Raw genomic sequence first — 14,432 nt, 5'->3', positions numbered from 1 at the left:
GACGGGGCCGGCCAGTGCGGCACGCAGCCGCACTGGCCGGCCCTGGTCTGTGACAGACCCGAAGGTCGTCGCTGCCCGACAAGCCATAGACGCCGGGCGTCTATGGCTTGTCGGCGATGAGTACCTCGGTGGTCAGGAACAGCGCGGCGATCGACGCGGCGTTCTGCAGCGCGGAACGGGTCACCTTGGCCGGTTCGACGATACCCGCTTTGATCATGTCGACGTACTCGCCGGTGGCAGCATCGAGGCCGTGGCCGGCGGGAAGTGAGTTGACCTTCTCTGCCACCACGGCGCCCTCAAGGCCGGCGTTGCTGGCGATCTGCTTGAGTGGCGCGGTCAACGCGACCCGCACGATGTTCGCGCCGGTGGCCTCGTCACCGGCAAGGTCGAGCTTGTCGAACGCCGTGACCGCGGCGTTGGCCAAGGCCACGCCGCCGCCGGGAAGTAGGCCCTCTTCGATGGCGGCCTTGGCGTTGCGGACGGCGTCCTCGATGCGGTGCTTGCGCTCCTTGAGCTCCACCTCGGTGGCCGCGCCGACCTTGATCACCGCGATGCCGCCGGCCAGCTTGGCCAGCCGCTCCTGCAGCTTCTCCCGGTCGTAGTCGGAGTCACTGTTGTCGATCTCGGCGCGGAGCTGGGCGACCCGGCCGGCGATCTGCTCCCCGTCACCGGCACCGTCGACGATGGTGGTCTCGTCCAAGGTGGCGACCACCTTGCGGGCCCGGCCGAGCATGTCGAGGGTGACGTTTTCCAGCGTGAGACCCACGGTGTCGCTGACGACCTGACCATTGGTGAGGACGGCAAGGTCGGCCAGCATGGCCTTGCGGCGGTCACCGAAGCCGGGTGCCTTGACAGCCAGCGACGTGAAAGTGCCACGGACCTTGTTGACGATCAGGGTTGCTAGGGCCTCGGCCTCGACGTCCTCGGCGACGATGGCCAGCGGCTTGCCCGCCTGCATGACCTTCTCCAGGATCGGGAGCAGGTCGGTCAGGTTCGAGATCTTGTTCTCGACGATGAGCAGGTACGGGTCGTCGAGAACGGCTTCCATGCGTTCCGTGTCGGTGACGAAGTAGGGCGAGATGTAACCCTTGTCGAAGCGCATGCCCTCGGTGAGCTCCAGCTCCAGGCCGAAGGTGTTGCTCTCCTCGACGGTGATGACGCCTTCCTTGCCGACCTTGTCCATCGCCTCGGCGATGAGTTCACCGACGCTTGCGTCGGCGGCGGAGATGGACGCGGTGGCCGCAATCTGCGCTCTGGTCTCGACGTCCTGGGCCTGGTTACGTAACGCCTCGGTCACTGCGGCCACGGCCTGCTCGATGCCGCGCTTGAGCGCGATCGGGTTCGCGCCCGCGGCGACGTTGCGCAGCCCCTCCCGTACCAGGGCCTGGGCCAGGACGGTCGCCGTCGTGGTCCCGTCGCCGGCCACGTCGTCGGTTTTCTTGGCGACTTCCTTGACCAGCTCGGCACCGAGCTTCTCGTACGGGTCGTCGAGTTCGATCTCCTTGGCAATGCTGACACCGTCGTTGGTGATGGTCGGCGCGCCCCAGCTGCTGGCCAGCACGACGTTGCGGCCCTTCGGGCCCAGCGTCACCTTCACCGTGTCAGCGAGGATGTTCATGCCACGTTCGAGGCCGCGACGGGCGTCTTCACCGAATGCGATCAACTTGGCCATCTGCGTCGTCCTCTACTCGTCGTGCTGACCTGCAGCACTGATCGGACCGACCTGCGATGACGTACGCGCACGCCCCACCAGAGGGCTCATCCCAATCGGCTAGCACTCGCACAGGGCGAGTGCTAACTACGGTTTAGCACTCGCCACCTGAGAGTGCAAGGAATGCGAAGATCAACCTCCCCGTGCTCGGGCCCCAACACCCGGTCGACCACTCCGACACGATGCCGCCTCGGGCGCCATCGACGAGACAGGGCGGCGTCGATGTCCGCGAGCACCACTCCGGAGGCCCGGCCGGCAGGTCACCGGCCGGGCCTCCGGTCGGGAGTGTGGATCTAACGGAGACCTCTCTGCTGCCGGCAGGTTGACAAGAGAGGTGCCGTTAGCGAGACAGCTCCGGGACCAGGGCGGCGGCGCGCCCTGGTCCCGGAGCTGACGTCACGGGCGAGGCCGACGACGTGTCATGGTGGCTCCGGCTATCTGACGGGCTCGCCGGGAGTCACCCGCGTCGCCGGAGTCGTTGCGCAAGCTTCCGCAGCCGCTGCTGGTTGTCGGGCTTGTTGAGCTGCTCACGCGCTTGGCGGGTGAGCCGTTGTCCTTGCGGGTTGTGCAGGAATGTGCGGATGCGGTCGACCATGGGTGCCATGCTGGTTTCCTTCCTATCGTGGATCTTCGTGCCGGCGGCGGGGCGTTGGCCGGGGTCGGGTGAGGGCGGGGATGGGTGCGCGGCAAACCGGCGCCCGACGCTGACACGGGTGGCTGCTTCCCTCATTGCTGTCATCACTGTTCCGATCCACGCGCCCAGGACCGGGGCCCGGTCCGCCGCTCGATCGGAATCATGGCAGCCAGGCTGTCCCCCGTCGGTCTTCCACACGTCCCGGGCAGGCTGTTCGCGCGGCTGATCCAGGCGGCGCGCGCCAGGGGGGACCTGGCTGGTGGGGCCTGCTGCGGCCCGCGGCGGCGCTGTGGTGGCCGGGTCTGCCGGTGCGTTTCGGGTGCGATTGACGGACATGACATCCCCTTGGGGTAGGGCCGGTGTGGCTGGCACCTCAGGAGTGGGATGTCGTCGATTCCGGGATAACTCGATCGTACGCTTGTTCGGCCTGGCGCGCTTGGTGCTCTTGGGGGTCGTTGCGTTCCCTCATCGGCGGCCGCGTTGAACGTGGGTGCGCTGCAGCAACCGGTTCCATGCGCAGACGGGAGTATTCAGCGGCGTTCAGTGAACGTTGGCCGATCGCATGTCCACGATGACCGGCAGGCCGCTCGCCATACCTCCGCTGCCCGCGGCGCAGGCGGGCAGCGCCGCTATCTCCGCCTGCGCTTGGCTTGCGGGGTTCAGGTCCGTGACACGACCCATCAGACACACCCCGTGCGCTTCCCGGCGAGGGGTCAAGGGTGGGCGCAGGGCGTGCGCGATCGCCTCGTGCCCTCGGACATGCCGGATCACAAGTCGCGCGAGAGCGCGGTGAGCATCCCGTGGACGGCCGGTTCGGCGTGTCGTACGCAGTCGCAGTCTGCCCCGTGGGTGCCGCGGTGCCAGGCGATGAGGTACTGCAGAGCGACCTGGTTGACCTGGTAGTCATGTTCGGCCTTGACCCGGTCGGTGTCGGCCTGGCGGTTCTGGCTGAGCAGGATCAGGAAGTGCTCCAGATCCGTGATGTCGCCCAGGTGCGCGAGGCGCGGGGCAGCGCGTCGAGGGGGTCGGTGTCTTCGCCGAGGGTGTCTTCGATGAAGCCGTAGTCGGCCGGGTACCCAGCGACAGGCCCGTGCGCGGCGCGGTGCTGGACGGCTGCTCGCCCGCTACCAGGGCCTCCTGTTCTTTCCGATGCTGCTGCTTGAGGCTGTCTCCCTCCACGTGGCCAGCGTGCGGGCGTTGTCGCGGTCTACCTATCGTGAGCGTGGCCGGGAGGCGCTGTTGCTCGGGCTGCACGCCGCCGCGTACCTCACCGCGGTCGTCGCGGTGTTATCCCCGCTGCGGGCGTTGGTCTTCGTCGTCGTTCAGCAGGGCCTGTTCGGGGTCTACCTGGGATGTGCCTTCGCCCCCAACCACAAGGGCATGCCGATCCTCACGGCAGACGACGACACGGACTTTCTTCGCCGCCAGGTCCTCACCTCCCGCAACGTCCGCGGCAACTGGCTGATCGACTTCCTGCTCGGCGGCCTGAACCACCAGATCGAACACCACCTGTTCCCCAGCATGCCCCGCGCTTCACTACGCCACGCCCGGCCCATCGTCCGCGCCTATTGCCTCGAGCACGGCCTGCCCCACGTCGAGACCACCCTCCTCGACTCCTACCGGCAAGCGCTGCACCACCTGCACAGCGTGGGTCGCAGCGGACAACCGGATCGAGAACCCGAACCAGCCGAGGCACCCGACGCCGGCCTCGTCGCAGCCAACGGCCGCCATGCCCGCCAACGGAAACGGTGACAACCATGCCCGATCGCGTCGGTAGCCTTCGACAGCCGGCTCGCCGCGCTGCCGTGCACCGGAACGGGCCTCCCGTCGCTCACCGCACCCGAGTTGCCGGACCAGATGGCGTTGCTGCACCCCTGTACTGGCCGATGACGGGGAGCGGATTGGGAGCAGCGGGGTGCACTGAACGACGACGAACTGCACCGAACCGCGCTCAACTGCACCCAACGGCACCCGCCGCAACCTGCGATCCCACATCTTCCCTGCTCAGAGGCGGTGCGGCATCCGGTTTCACACCGAAGAGGTCACTGGTTCGATCCCAGCATCGCCCACCATGAATACGTGCAGGTAGGAAGCCCGTCACCGGTCTGGTCGGTAACGGGCTTCCGCGCTGTTGCCCCTTAAATGGAGCAGATTGGGAGCAGGGCGTTCGGCTCTGGGGTCCGACCGCTGTTGGGGGCGTCCGGCGGCGGCCTCGGGTTACCGGTCCGACCGGGCTGGCCGGCTAATGGAGGACTTGGAGCTACCGGTACCGGGCCCCGCGTGACGAGGGAGGTGTCCCGCTATCGCTCACGGGCCTGACTGATGGCTGGCGGTCTCGTGTGCCGCCCACTCGCCGGTCCACGCCGCCAGGTCGTGTACCCAGCTTTCGGTGCTCTGCCGGACTTGGCCGCCCACTTCGATGCGTTCTTTGACGCGAAGTCGTCCAACACTGTGCGGTCGGTCGCGGGCCATGCGGGAAACTGCGTCAGCCACCCTTCCGCCTGTTCGGCGCTGTGGCCGCTGCCGATCAGCCACTGGACGAGCAACGCGAGTTCGACCCACCGAGTCGCCTTCGTTGCCCACCCCCAAACTCGGGCATCGTCAATGACCCAAACGATTGGTCCGACGACCGCTGGCTGGTTGGCGGATGGCCGACGTATGAACAGCTCCGGCGGTGACAGTGTCTTGCGCTGTCACCGCCGGCGCGGGTGTTCATCCTGGTTGGGTTAGCTGGTGCCGAAGTACGGCCAGTACGGCAGTCTCTCCGACGTGAACCGGTCGTAGTTCCCGGCGTACTGGTAGGGCGTACCGGCCCAGTCCTCGCCGAAGTCGACATCGACGGCCCAGACGGGCGACGTGCTGTACGGGTACACCGTCTGATGAGTACATCCGCCGGAGGCCTTGAACTTGCCGACCTCCTTACTGGAGTTCGAACCGTACTTCATCAGGACGCGGGCGATCACGCCTCGCCCGTTGGCGAGGCGGTCCCACACGCAGACCGTCACCTCGAGGTTGTACCAATTCTGCCCCGGGGTGTACCAGTAGTCGACCTCGAGCGAGTATTCGCCGATCTTTTGGTTGCTGGAGTTATACATGGGCACCACCCCGGTGCCGCGCGAGCCCGAATAATGCCGGAGCGCACTGTTGTTGGGCAGGTTCGACACGGCGAACGCGGTCGACGGGGCAAGGAGGGCCACCACCGTTGCGATGACTGCCGCGATGCCGGCCCTACGCAGGATTCTCTTCATCGCGCGATCATGGACGGACCGCCCCGGTCCTGTCGATCTCGTTACGCCGTAGTGCAAACTCACCGGTCAGGGACCCGATGCTCTGGTCAAGCGGCAAGTTGTCGACCTTGTTTGGGTTAAGGCCAGAGCATTGACTTCCGTCGTAGTTAGAGCCGGTTTGAGGCAGCCATGCGCGATGCCGACGAGGCGCTGAAGCCCGCGCTAGAAGAGAATTTTGGGGCACCGAAGTCTTCGATGTGGACCGACAGCCGGAATACTCCTGCCATCGCAGGTGGGCCGCAGGCTGCGCACCTAAGCCATCCCTCGTAGGCGGAGCTGTACGAAGTTACTCATAGCCGCCGGTCTTTTGTGGCCGCCGATCACGGGCCGCAACGTCTCTACCCTCCGCGGAAGACACCCTGTTCCGACGGTGCCGGCCCGAAGTCGGTCGTCGTGATCCGGTTGGCGGAATCGTCACGGCTGGACGGCCGTCAGACTGGACGCACGCCCAGTCGACCGGGGGAACGTCATGCTTCGGATTCACTTCACCGCTGCGGACCTCGCCCGCACCCGGATCGCCTGTGCGCCTGATCCGCTGTGGGAAAGCATGCTCAGCATGCACTGGCTGCGGCTCCGGTGCCAGGATCCGCTGCTGGCCGGGTGGCGGCAACGAACGTACGGGTTGCTGCATCAGCGCCACGGTCACCGGGCCGAGGTTGCGTTGCCGTTGTCGATCAACCCGCCGGTGGGCTACTTCCCGGACTTCCTCACCCCGATCGAGGCAGCCGGCGGGTTCGAGCCGGGACTGGACGCCCTGCTGCGCACGCCCAAGGCCAGACTCGCTACTGACCTGGCGACGCTCCGGTCGACGGGGGTCCGGCTCTCGCCGGCCGTCGCGGATCTGGCGGCCGGCGACGTGACCGCCCTGCGCCAGCTCGGGGCCGGCCTCCAGCTTTATTACCGGCTCGCGATCATGCCTCTGTGGAACGTGATCCGCTCCGCGTTCGACGCCGACCGGGCGTTGCGGTCCCGACGGCTGCTGAACCAGGGCCTGTCGGCGCTGCTCAACGACCTGCACCCGACCGCCAGGTTCGACGGCGGCGTCCTGACGATCACCGACTACATCGCCGAGCGTGACCTCCACCTGGACGGTAGGGGGTTGCTGCTCGTGCCCTGCTACTTCAAGCGGCACGAGAAGCCGATGGTGCTCGCCGATCCGCTGCTGCCGCCGGTGTTGATCTATTCCATCCATCCACACGCCCGGGTGGTGTCGACGGCAGCTGTGGCCGGATCCCTGTCGGCGCTGGTGGGCGGTACCCGGGCCGCCATCCTGGTGCTGGCCGCCGAAGGCGGGACCACGTCGGAGATCGCCCACCGGCTCGACATCAGCGTCCCGTCGGCAAGCAGGCACCTGGCCGTGCTGCGCTCCTCGGGTCTGGTCACCAGTGCCCGCGACCGCAACGCCGTGCACCACACGCTCACCCCGCTGGGCCTGGCGCTGCTAAAGGCCGGATGATCCGCTAGCCCGGGCGTCACTCCACCCAGGAGCCGGTCCGCATCACCCGGACCACGTTGAGGTCGTCATCCAGCACGACCAGGTCGACCCGGAGCCCGGCCTGGAGCGCCCGGACCCGGTTGTCCGGCCGATCGCCCGACCGGGCCAGCGCGGACGGATGTCGCCTCCGGGTCGGGCCCGGCGGATGTCAGCGGACGCTATGGCTCTCGCCTGAAACGCCTTACAAGCGAGGGGTCGCGATTCGACAGCAAGCGCAGACGGCTGGCCTCTCCTCGGTCAGGCAGGCTTGGCCTTGGCGCGACCGGGGGGTTCTCGCGTAGCCCTCGCGGTGCCTGAGCGAGGGGAGCCCGCCCCACCCGCTCTTCGCTGATCTCTGAGGGAAGGCCGGGGTCCGGGGCGGAGCCCCCCTTCGCCCCGTCCGGGGAGGCTGGTAGCCCTTGTGGTGCCCGGCGAGGTGATCCGCCCCCGGCTGATCTCTGAGGAGGGTCGGGGGTTCGGGGCGGAGCCCCGAGGTCTTCGAGTCTTATCGTCCCTCAGCGTGGCCGGCCGGCCCGGCCGATGCCGGCCGGAGGTCGCCAGCAGGCCGGGGCCGGGCCGGCGCCGCCTTGGCCTTAAGAGGTCCATTCGGCATCGCAACGCGGAAGGTGGGCGGTGTTAGCGAAGACCTCGCGTGCGGCACCGTCGACTGGCCAGGCGGGGGCGTGGGTCGCCGGCGGAACGGCTGTCGACAGCAACGCTGACAGACAAGCCATGAGCTTGGGCGTCAAGAAGTGGCCGCCGGGCTGTGCTGTTGGCGGTGTTGCCAGGCGGTGGTCTCGTCGTAGAGGGTGCCGGCGTGGAGGATGCCGACGAGGCGGTTGCCGAGTTGGCGCAGTGCGGCGTGGTGGCCGATGCCGCGGGTGCGTTGCTGGTCGTAGTAGGCGCGGGCGACCGGAGAGGCGATGAGGGCGGCGAAGGCCTGCTGGGCGAGAGCGTCGAGAGCCGGTCGTTGTGCGCGTAGCGGGCCAGGACGATCTTCTTCTTGCCGGCTTGCCGGCTTGCCGGCTTGGTGGGTCATGGGGCTGGTGCCTGCGTAGTTGCGGCGGGCTTTGGCGTCGGCGTAGCGGGTGGGGTCGTCGCGGAGCTTGGCAAGGGGCAGGGCCGATCCCGTGAGACCTATAAGGGTCGGCGGGCCAGTATGCCAGCACGGGGCCGAGCCGCACATGCAGTCCATCTTCAAGCCGTCACGGTCCTGGCTGCGCTACGTGGGTAGCGACCAGCCGGGTGTGGCCAGTAGGGCACCGTCGTCGCCGACGAGCAGGGCCTCGTACCCGGGTAGCGTGGCGAGCCATGTCATTGCCTGAGGCCCCTGTGCAGCCGCTGCGGTGGCGTACACGTCTGCCCAGGTCAGGGACGGGCCGATGACGGTGACTGAGCGCAGGCCGTGGGCGGGGGCGCCGGTGTGCGGATCGACGATGTGCGCTCCGCGATGTGCACTGCCCGAGGTCGCGACGGCCCCGTCGACGACCTCGAGGGCGGTGAGGAGCTGATCGGGCTGTGCCGGATCCTCGACGCCCACGCGCCAGGATCCGCGTACCGTCATGTCCCCACCGGCGTTCAGGTAGAACTCGTACCCCTCCAGGTGCTCCGCGGCGCGCTCGACGGCCCAGCCCTTGACCAGGCCGGACGGGTCGAAGCGGGTGCCACCGCCCGGTTCCGGGAGGTAGGCGTTGAAGTAGCCGTCGGTACGCTGTCGCGCCTGCTCACACAGGTCGAGTACCGCGTCGACCAGCGGATCGTCTACCGGTTCTCCCCGGTTCAGCGCGCTCACCCGGCTGTCCGGGCGGTACAGGCTGAAGATGGCGTCCAGCGCGCGCAGTTCGGCGAAGGCCCCGGCGACGGCGTGTGCCGCCGCCGGGGAGTCGGCCCCGGGACCGCGCAGATGCGCGCTGACGGGCAGACCCATGATCTGCTCGACGAACGCCTGCCTGGTCACGGCTTGGCCTTGAAGTGAGCGCCGTCCAGCGCGGCCTGAAGCGACTTCGTGTAGCCCTCGCTGGTCGCCGTCGCCCCGGACACCGCGTCGATCTGTGCGCTCTGCGCGGCGAGGGCCTCGGTGCGCAGCTGCGGCACCGCGTGCTTGTTGATCTCACGGGAGCGGTTGTTCGTGCTCGGCACCGTCATCGCCGTGACCTCGGTGATCCGGCCACCGCTGATGTTGGCCTGCACCTGGACGTTCCCCCGCTTGGTCTGCACGACCGGGCCGTCGGCGATGGTGGTGGAACCGGACCGTGCGACCGTGCCCCGTGACGTACCGGTTTCCACCGGCGCGACGGGGCCTGTCACGGCCGGCGCGGCCGAAGGCGAGCTGTCGGTTCCGGTCGACGTCCGGTAGCTGAAGAGAAGTACCACCACGGCGATCGTGGCGAGGAACCACATCGTGATCCTGCGCATGTCGTCCTCCTCGCGTGGGTTGTGAGCGCCATGAGGATGGGTGGCCGGTTACCAGGTGAAGCGCTCAAGATGTATGCGCTCCGCCGGCACGCTTGCGTGCCGAGCCGCCCGTACCACCGATTGCATCCAGTCATCCGGTCCGCAGACGAACACGTCGTGCTGCGCGATGTCCGGGACAAGTTCACGCAAGGCTTTCGCGTCGTCACCGAACCCGGCCGGCAACCACGAGCCCTCCTGCCCGCGCGGCCCCAACAGGTACTCCACGCGCAGGCCACGGACGGCCGCGAGGCGCTCCAGTTCCTGGCGAAACACCAGGTCTTCTGCCGAGCGCGCCCGGTACAGCAGCGTGGCTTCGCCCGGCGCGTACGGTAACTCTTCCAACAACGCCCGCAGCGGGGTGATTCCGATCCCGGACGCGATCATGGTTACCCGCGGAGCCGTGCGCTGGGCGGCGGTCAGCCGGCCGTACGGCCCCTCAATCAGCACACGGGTTCCCGGGCGTAACTCTGACACCTGCTCGCTGCCCTCGCCGCGGGATCGCACCGTGATACGCAGTGTGTCCTCCCGCGGCATAGCGGACAGCGAGTACGGATGGCCGCGACTCCAACCCGGGCCGCTGAGGAAGCGCCACTGGAAGAATTGCCCGGCGTGTGCCGGCAACCGGTCCAGGTGGCGTCCGCGCATGTAGATCGAGTGCACGCCGGGAGCCTCCGGGACGATAGCGGCGATCGTGAGTCGGTGCCGCAGCGTCCGCCAGGCCGGCAGCCCGAGCCGGAAGGTGACCACCGCGCCGGCGCACGCGGCGTACGCGGTCCACCAGTACAGCGTCGCGGCCCGGGAGCTGGTGAAGTCGGCCCCGGTCCAGAGCTGATGCGGCAGCGCCAGGCCGACGCCGAGGTAGGCGTACAGATGCAGGAGGTGCCATGCCTCGTAGCGCAGCCGCCGCCGCGCAGCCCGCAGGGAGGTGAGCACGACCATCGTCAGGGCGGCCGCCCCGGCCACCGCCAGCAGCATTCCCGGGTACGTGGTGACGAGGCTCCACGCCTCGCCGGTCACAGAAACCCCACCGGCCGCGGCATATCCGACCGTGATCAGAATGATGTGCGCGAGCATCAGATTGAAAGACACGAACCCGACCACACGGTGCCAACGGGCGAGCCTGTCCTGTCCGTACGTGCGCTCGATCCACGGCACGCGCGCCATCAGCAGCACCTGGATGAGCAGCAGGTCGGCCGCGACAAGCCCGGTCAACCGGCCGAGCGACGTCAGGCCCGCCGCCCAGCCACGAAGATCCTGCACACCGCCGCCCCGCACCCAGAGCGCGACGACGATCAGCACGCTGAGCACGCCGGCCGAAGCGATCACATCCGCCCACCACGACCACACGGCGGTTCGTACGGGCCTGGCCGACACGCCGGCCGCCTGCGCCTTCCCAGCCACAAACCCCCTCCCGCACCCACCCCGCATGCTCGCCCATCAACCGTCGAATTTCCCTATCACCATCTCCGGGATCCGCCGGCGAGCGCGTGGTGCCATCGCATAACCGGTCAGACAACGTCGCACCGGACAAAAGCGATTGGGCGCGATCGCGTCTATCCACCGGCGAGTCAGGACGAAGCCGTCCTCGTGCCCCATCGCCCGGCTCCCGGGCAGCTGTAGGCAGTCGCGTCCGCCCCGCCTTGGACAGGAACCGGTCGTCTGCTTTCTGCGCACCCGCCCGGTCCCGTTACCCCGCCCCAGACGTCACTCGGACGACTGCCCTCCTCGACCTGATCCGCGCAGGACGGAAAACCGCTTCTTCCCGCATTCGCGCCGTTCATGTCAGCGGCGGAGCAAGCTCGCCCAGCCGCGCACCCAAACGACGACCAAGCCGTGAGGCTTCCACGGCCTCTGAGGCGCCGTTGCATTATCTGGTCGGGAGGCGCGTTACGCCCGGGTCGGGTCCGCGGTCAGATGACTTTCCTGCACGCCTCGGAATCGGTTTAAGACAGCTTCCACAGTCACTCGGGGAGGCGGTGCGGTACGACTCCACGCGTGGCGAGATCCTGACCAGCATCGCACGCTTGCACTAACTCGCCGAGAGGGACGGGTCCTAGCTGAGGAGTTGGCAGTGCAACGCGGCGACATTCTCTACAGGACGGCATGCGCCCTCGAATATGCTGGTCAGCGCTGAGCTTTCACCTCTCACGAGCAGCCAAGTGAGCAGCCGAACCGGCGAACTGGCGCGGACGTTGATGGACGCGATCACCACCTGACGCGGGGCGAGCACCCCCAAGAGCAGCGGCCGAGACTGACTGGTATGCAGTAGCTCACTGCTGACGTTTCGGCGGCGCGGTCGGCTCCAACGGTCATCATCCCTGTCGCACTACGGCCCAAGCGTTGACTGTTTGTGCGATATCGGGGGCCAGCCAACTGTTTGTCTGTGAGTCTGTCGGCGTGGGCAGAGCACCGGTAAGTGGCGCTGTCGAGTTGAGGGTGCACGGGGTGTCCGGTGGTACGGCGGAGAAGATTCTCGACCATCCGATCGTGGTGCGTGTTGCCGGTGATGCCCACGCGGGGTTTTACCGGCCGCGGGCGGGGAGCGGCGCAGCAGGGGGCTCCACCGATGGTGTTGTCGTGGAGGCGTACCGCTGGGGCGCCCTGACCGCCGGCGCGACCATGCGGACGGCCTCGATGTTGCTGTTGTTGCCGTTCATGCTCGGTAACCTCGCGGTCTGGCTGCGCCCGACGCCGACCGACCGGTTCGGGCTGCTCGGTGCGCTGTGCCGACTGCTCGCCGGCACGCTCACGGCCGCCTTCGTCCTCTCGATCGTCGGCGTCACGCTGGACCTCGTGGGCTGGCAATGCGTGCCGTACGAGCAATGCCGGGACGGCCGCCCCTACCTGTCCTGGCTTGGTCAGGTGGCGATGGGCCCGCGTCTGGCCCTGATGTCGCTCATCCCGCTGCTCGCGCTCCGGCTGATGTGGGCGATCGGCGTACGGTCCGCGCGGGCGCTCGAGGGTTTCGGACCACCGCCGCCACGTGCGGAAACGTCCGAGCCGACTGAGAGCCTCAGCACTGCCGGATTCTGGGATGACGAGCGGACAACGGCATGGCTGCGTCAGATCCACGTGGGAATCGGCGCCGGCACCGTGGATGCCAGCCTGCTCGCCGCAATCTCCCGCGGGCAGGCCTCCGCGAGCTGGTTGCTGTTCGTCGCCGCCGTCGGCCTGCTGGGGTTCTGTGCGGTGCTGCTGTGCCTACCCGTGCCGGCCACCCGGCGGAGTGCTCGGCGCATCCTGCGCTCTTTATGGGTGGCCACGACCGGGGTGACCGGCCTGAGCCTCGGCTATGCCGTTCTACTCCCGGGCAATCCCGCCGCCGCCGGACAGTTGCCTGGCTTCGAGGGCATTGCGGGTGGTCTGATGGCAGGACAGGGCGTCCTGCTAGCCGTACTCGCCGGCGTCACGACCCTACGTGGGCGGGCGGCCACGTCCGGGGTTCGGCCTGTCCTGCGGGGGCTCGGAACGCCGATCGTCGCGGCGGCGTCGGTGACCGTCGGGGGTGCCTTCGCGGGCACCCTGACGTTCCGCGTCGCCGATCTCCTTGACCGCGGTGCCATTCCTGGTCCGGTCCACCCAGGTCCACCAGGTGGCGCGCCGCTGGACCCGCCGGTCGCCTACTGGTGGGCCGTACTCGCCGGGCTGATCACGCTGTTGATCGTCGTCGCCGCCGCCCTGACCACACTCCTACTCGGCCGACGGCGGCGACGCCGGCTGGCCGATCATGTTGTCCAGCGCGATTACGCACAGGCGTCGGCGCGGGCGCCGGCGCGGCGGGAAGTTGTCCGGGAGGCCATCGCGAGATCTCGGGTGACCGATGAACTCGGTCCCGTGCTGACGGTGTCCTTTCTGATCTCCTCGCTGGGTTTGGTGACCGTCGCGCTCGATCTGATCGGTGTCGGTCCCACCCAGCTCGCGGCCGAGCTCTTCGCGCCACACACCAAAGCCACGCTGATCGCCGCTCTAGCCACGGACGCGGGGGTCTGGCTGATCAGCCTGCTCGTGATCGGCCTTATGATTCTCGGCTTCCGCTCGTACCGGTCAACCGAGACCCGACGTATCGTGGCGATCCTCTGGGACCTGGGCGATTTCTGGCCCCGGACGGTCCACCCGTTCGCGCCTCCCTGCTACGCCGCCCGGGCAGTGCCCGAACTCGTCAAGCGCGTCTCCGCCCTCGCCGCACAAGGCGGTGTGATCATCTCCGGGCACAGTCACGGCTCGGTCCTCGCCGCCGCCACGATCCTGCAACTGCCGCCGGCGGTCCTGCCCCGAATCGCACTGCTGACCCACGGCTCTCCGCTGCGGCGCCTCTACGCCGGCCTCTATCCGGCATACCTGGGCGGGCGAACCCTGTGCGAACTGGGTGAGCGGCTGGACTGGCGGTGGCGGAACCTGTGGCGAGAGACCGACCCGGTCGGAGGGCCCATCTTCACTCCGCAGCCGTGCGGGCAGCTGCCGTGTCAGAGCCCGCAGGCCGAGTCGGTTGACATCCGGCTTCGCGATCCGCGCAGCCTGACCATCGACCCAGCCGACACCGTGCCACCACCCATCGAGCGGCACTGGCCGTACCACACGCAGCCGGCCTATCAGGCAGCCGTCCAAGAACTTGCCGCACAGGTCTGCGAAGCCAGACCGAACCAGCTAAGGGAATGACCCTCGGACCGCCAGCCCTCGACGCGGCAGCTGCGGACAATGGGAGGCGCGGATTCCGGGTGCTGGGGTGCGCGCGGTGCAGGGGGCGGGTTAAGGATGCGCCAAGTCGGCGGCCGGCGGCGTTAAGAACCCGTCAAGAGGGACTGCCCCCAGTTCGGTTGACTCCTGACCTGTGAGGATGCGTTCCTCGCTGGAAGGATGTCTGCCATGCCGAAA

At 68.2% G+C, this 14,432-nt stretch carries 10 protein-coding genes and 3 pseudogenes; 3 read left to right on the top strand and 10 right to left on the bottom strand.

Features of this window, described 5'->3' with window-relative positions:
• Positions 1 to 100: 100 nt before the first annotated feature.
• The 4 genes and pseudogenes from groL to ACTMTB_RS29000 form a co-directional block, all read right to left on the bottom strand.
• On the bottom strand, positions 101 to 1,672 hold the full coding sequence (gene groL / locus ACTMTB_RS29015) for a chaperonin GroEL (RefSeq protein WP_441149342.1): 1,572 nt from the start codon (positions 1,670 to 1,672) through the stop codon (positions 101 to 103).
• A gap of 496 nt (positions 1,673 to 2,168) precedes the next feature.
• The gene (locus ACTMTB_RS29010) at positions 2,169 to 2,306 is read right to left on the bottom strand and encodes a hypothetical protein (RefSeq protein WP_441149341.1); all 138 of its coding nucleotides are present in this window, start codon (positions 2,304 to 2,306) and stop codon (positions 2,169 to 2,171) included.
• Positions 2,307 to 3,112: 806 nt separating this feature from the next.
• A complete protein-coding gene (locus tag ACTMTB_RS29005; RefSeq protein WP_441149407.1) occupies positions 3,113 to 3,301 on the bottom strand; it encodes a DUF1003 domain-containing protein in 189 nt (62 codons plus the stop codon).
• A 53-nt stretch (positions 3,302 to 3,354) separates the two neighbouring features.
• Positions 3,355 to 3,420: pseudogene (locus ACTMTB_RS29000) on the bottom strand (inorganic diphosphatase); the annotation flags it as partial.
• On the opposite strand from ACTMTB_RS29000, the pseudogene ACTMTB_RS28995 reads away from it, so the two are divergent.
• Positions 3,420 to 4,001 (top strand): annotated as a pseudogene (locus ACTMTB_RS28995) (fatty acid desaturase family protein); the annotation flags it as partial. The pseudogenes ACTMTB_RS29000 and ACTMTB_RS28995 overlap by 1 nt on opposite strands.
• Before the next feature lie 1,070 nt (positions 4,002 to 5,071).
• Here the strand turns inward: ACTMTB_RS28995 and ACTMTB_RS28990 are convergent.
• Complete coding sequence (locus ACTMTB_RS28990) at positions 5,072 to 5,593, bottom strand: hypothetical protein (protein ID WP_441149340.1); 522 nt, start codon at positions 5,591 to 5,593, stop codon at positions 5,072 to 5,074.
• A 595-nt stretch (positions 5,594 to 6,188) separates the two neighbouring features.
• Here ACTMTB_RS28990 and ACTMTB_RS28985 point away from each other — a divergent pair.
• Positions 6,189 to 7,088 carry an ArsR/SmtB family transcription factor gene (locus ACTMTB_RS28985; RefSeq protein WP_441149339.1) on the top strand — a complete coding sequence of 300 codons (900 nt, stop codon included), beginning with the start codon at positions 6,189 to 6,191 and terminating at the stop codon, positions 7,086 to 7,088.
• A 16-nt stretch (positions 7,089 to 7,104) separates the two neighbouring features.
• On the opposite strand, the pseudogene ACTMTB_RS28980 reads toward ACTMTB_RS28985, so the two are convergent.
• From ACTMTB_RS28980 to ACTMTB_RS28960, 5 genes and pseudogenes are all read right to left on the bottom strand, one after another.
• Positions 7,105 to 7,232: pseudogene (locus tag ACTMTB_RS28980) on the bottom strand (N-acetylglucosamine-6-phosphate deacetylase); the annotation flags it as partial.
• Positions 7,233 to 7,851: 619 nt separating this feature from the next.
• Positions 7,852 to 8,307, bottom strand: coding sequence for a hypothetical protein (locus ACTMTB_RS28975; RefSeq protein WP_441149338.1), 456 nt, complete (start codon positions 8,305 to 8,307; stop codon positions 7,852 to 7,854).
• A gap of 21 nt (positions 8,308 to 8,328) precedes the next feature.
• The gene (locus ACTMTB_RS28970) at positions 8,329 to 9,063 is read right to left on the bottom strand and encodes an FAD:protein FMN transferase (protein WP_441149337.1); all 735 of its coding nucleotides are present in this window, start codon (positions 9,061 to 9,063) and stop codon (positions 8,329 to 8,331) included.
• On the bottom strand, positions 9,060 to 9,506 hold the full coding sequence (locus ACTMTB_RS28965; RefSeq protein ID WP_441149336.1) for an FMN-binding protein: 447 nt from the start codon (positions 9,504 to 9,506) through the stop codon (positions 9,060 to 9,062). Before ACTMTB_RS28965 ends, ACTMTB_RS28970 begins: the two co-directional genes overlap by 4 nt.
• Before the next feature lie 63 nt (positions 9,507 to 9,569).
• The gene (locus ACTMTB_RS28960) at positions 9,570 to 10,961 is read right to left on the bottom strand and encodes a ferredoxin reductase family protein (protein ID WP_441149335.1); all 1,392 of its coding nucleotides are present in this window, start codon (positions 10,959 to 10,961) and stop codon (positions 9,570 to 9,572) included.
• Between the two features lie 1,044 nt (positions 10,962 to 12,005).
• Here ACTMTB_RS28960 and ACTMTB_RS28955 point away from each other — a divergent pair.
• The gene (locus ACTMTB_RS28955; protein WP_441149334.1) at positions 12,006 to 14,216 is read left to right on the top strand and encodes a hypothetical protein; all 2,211 of its coding nucleotides are present in this window, start codon (positions 12,006 to 12,008) and stop codon (positions 14,214 to 14,216) included.
• Positions 14,217 to 14,432: the final 216 nt, after the last annotated feature.

This window comes from Micromonospora sp. L32 (assembly GCF_052068055.1).
GTDB lineage: Bacteria > Actinomycetota > Actinomycetes > Mycobacteriales > Micromonosporaceae > Micromonospora > Micromonospora purpureochromogenes.
Note: the sequence above shows the minus strand (reverse complement) of the source record. Positions and strands in the feature narration are given on the sequence as shown.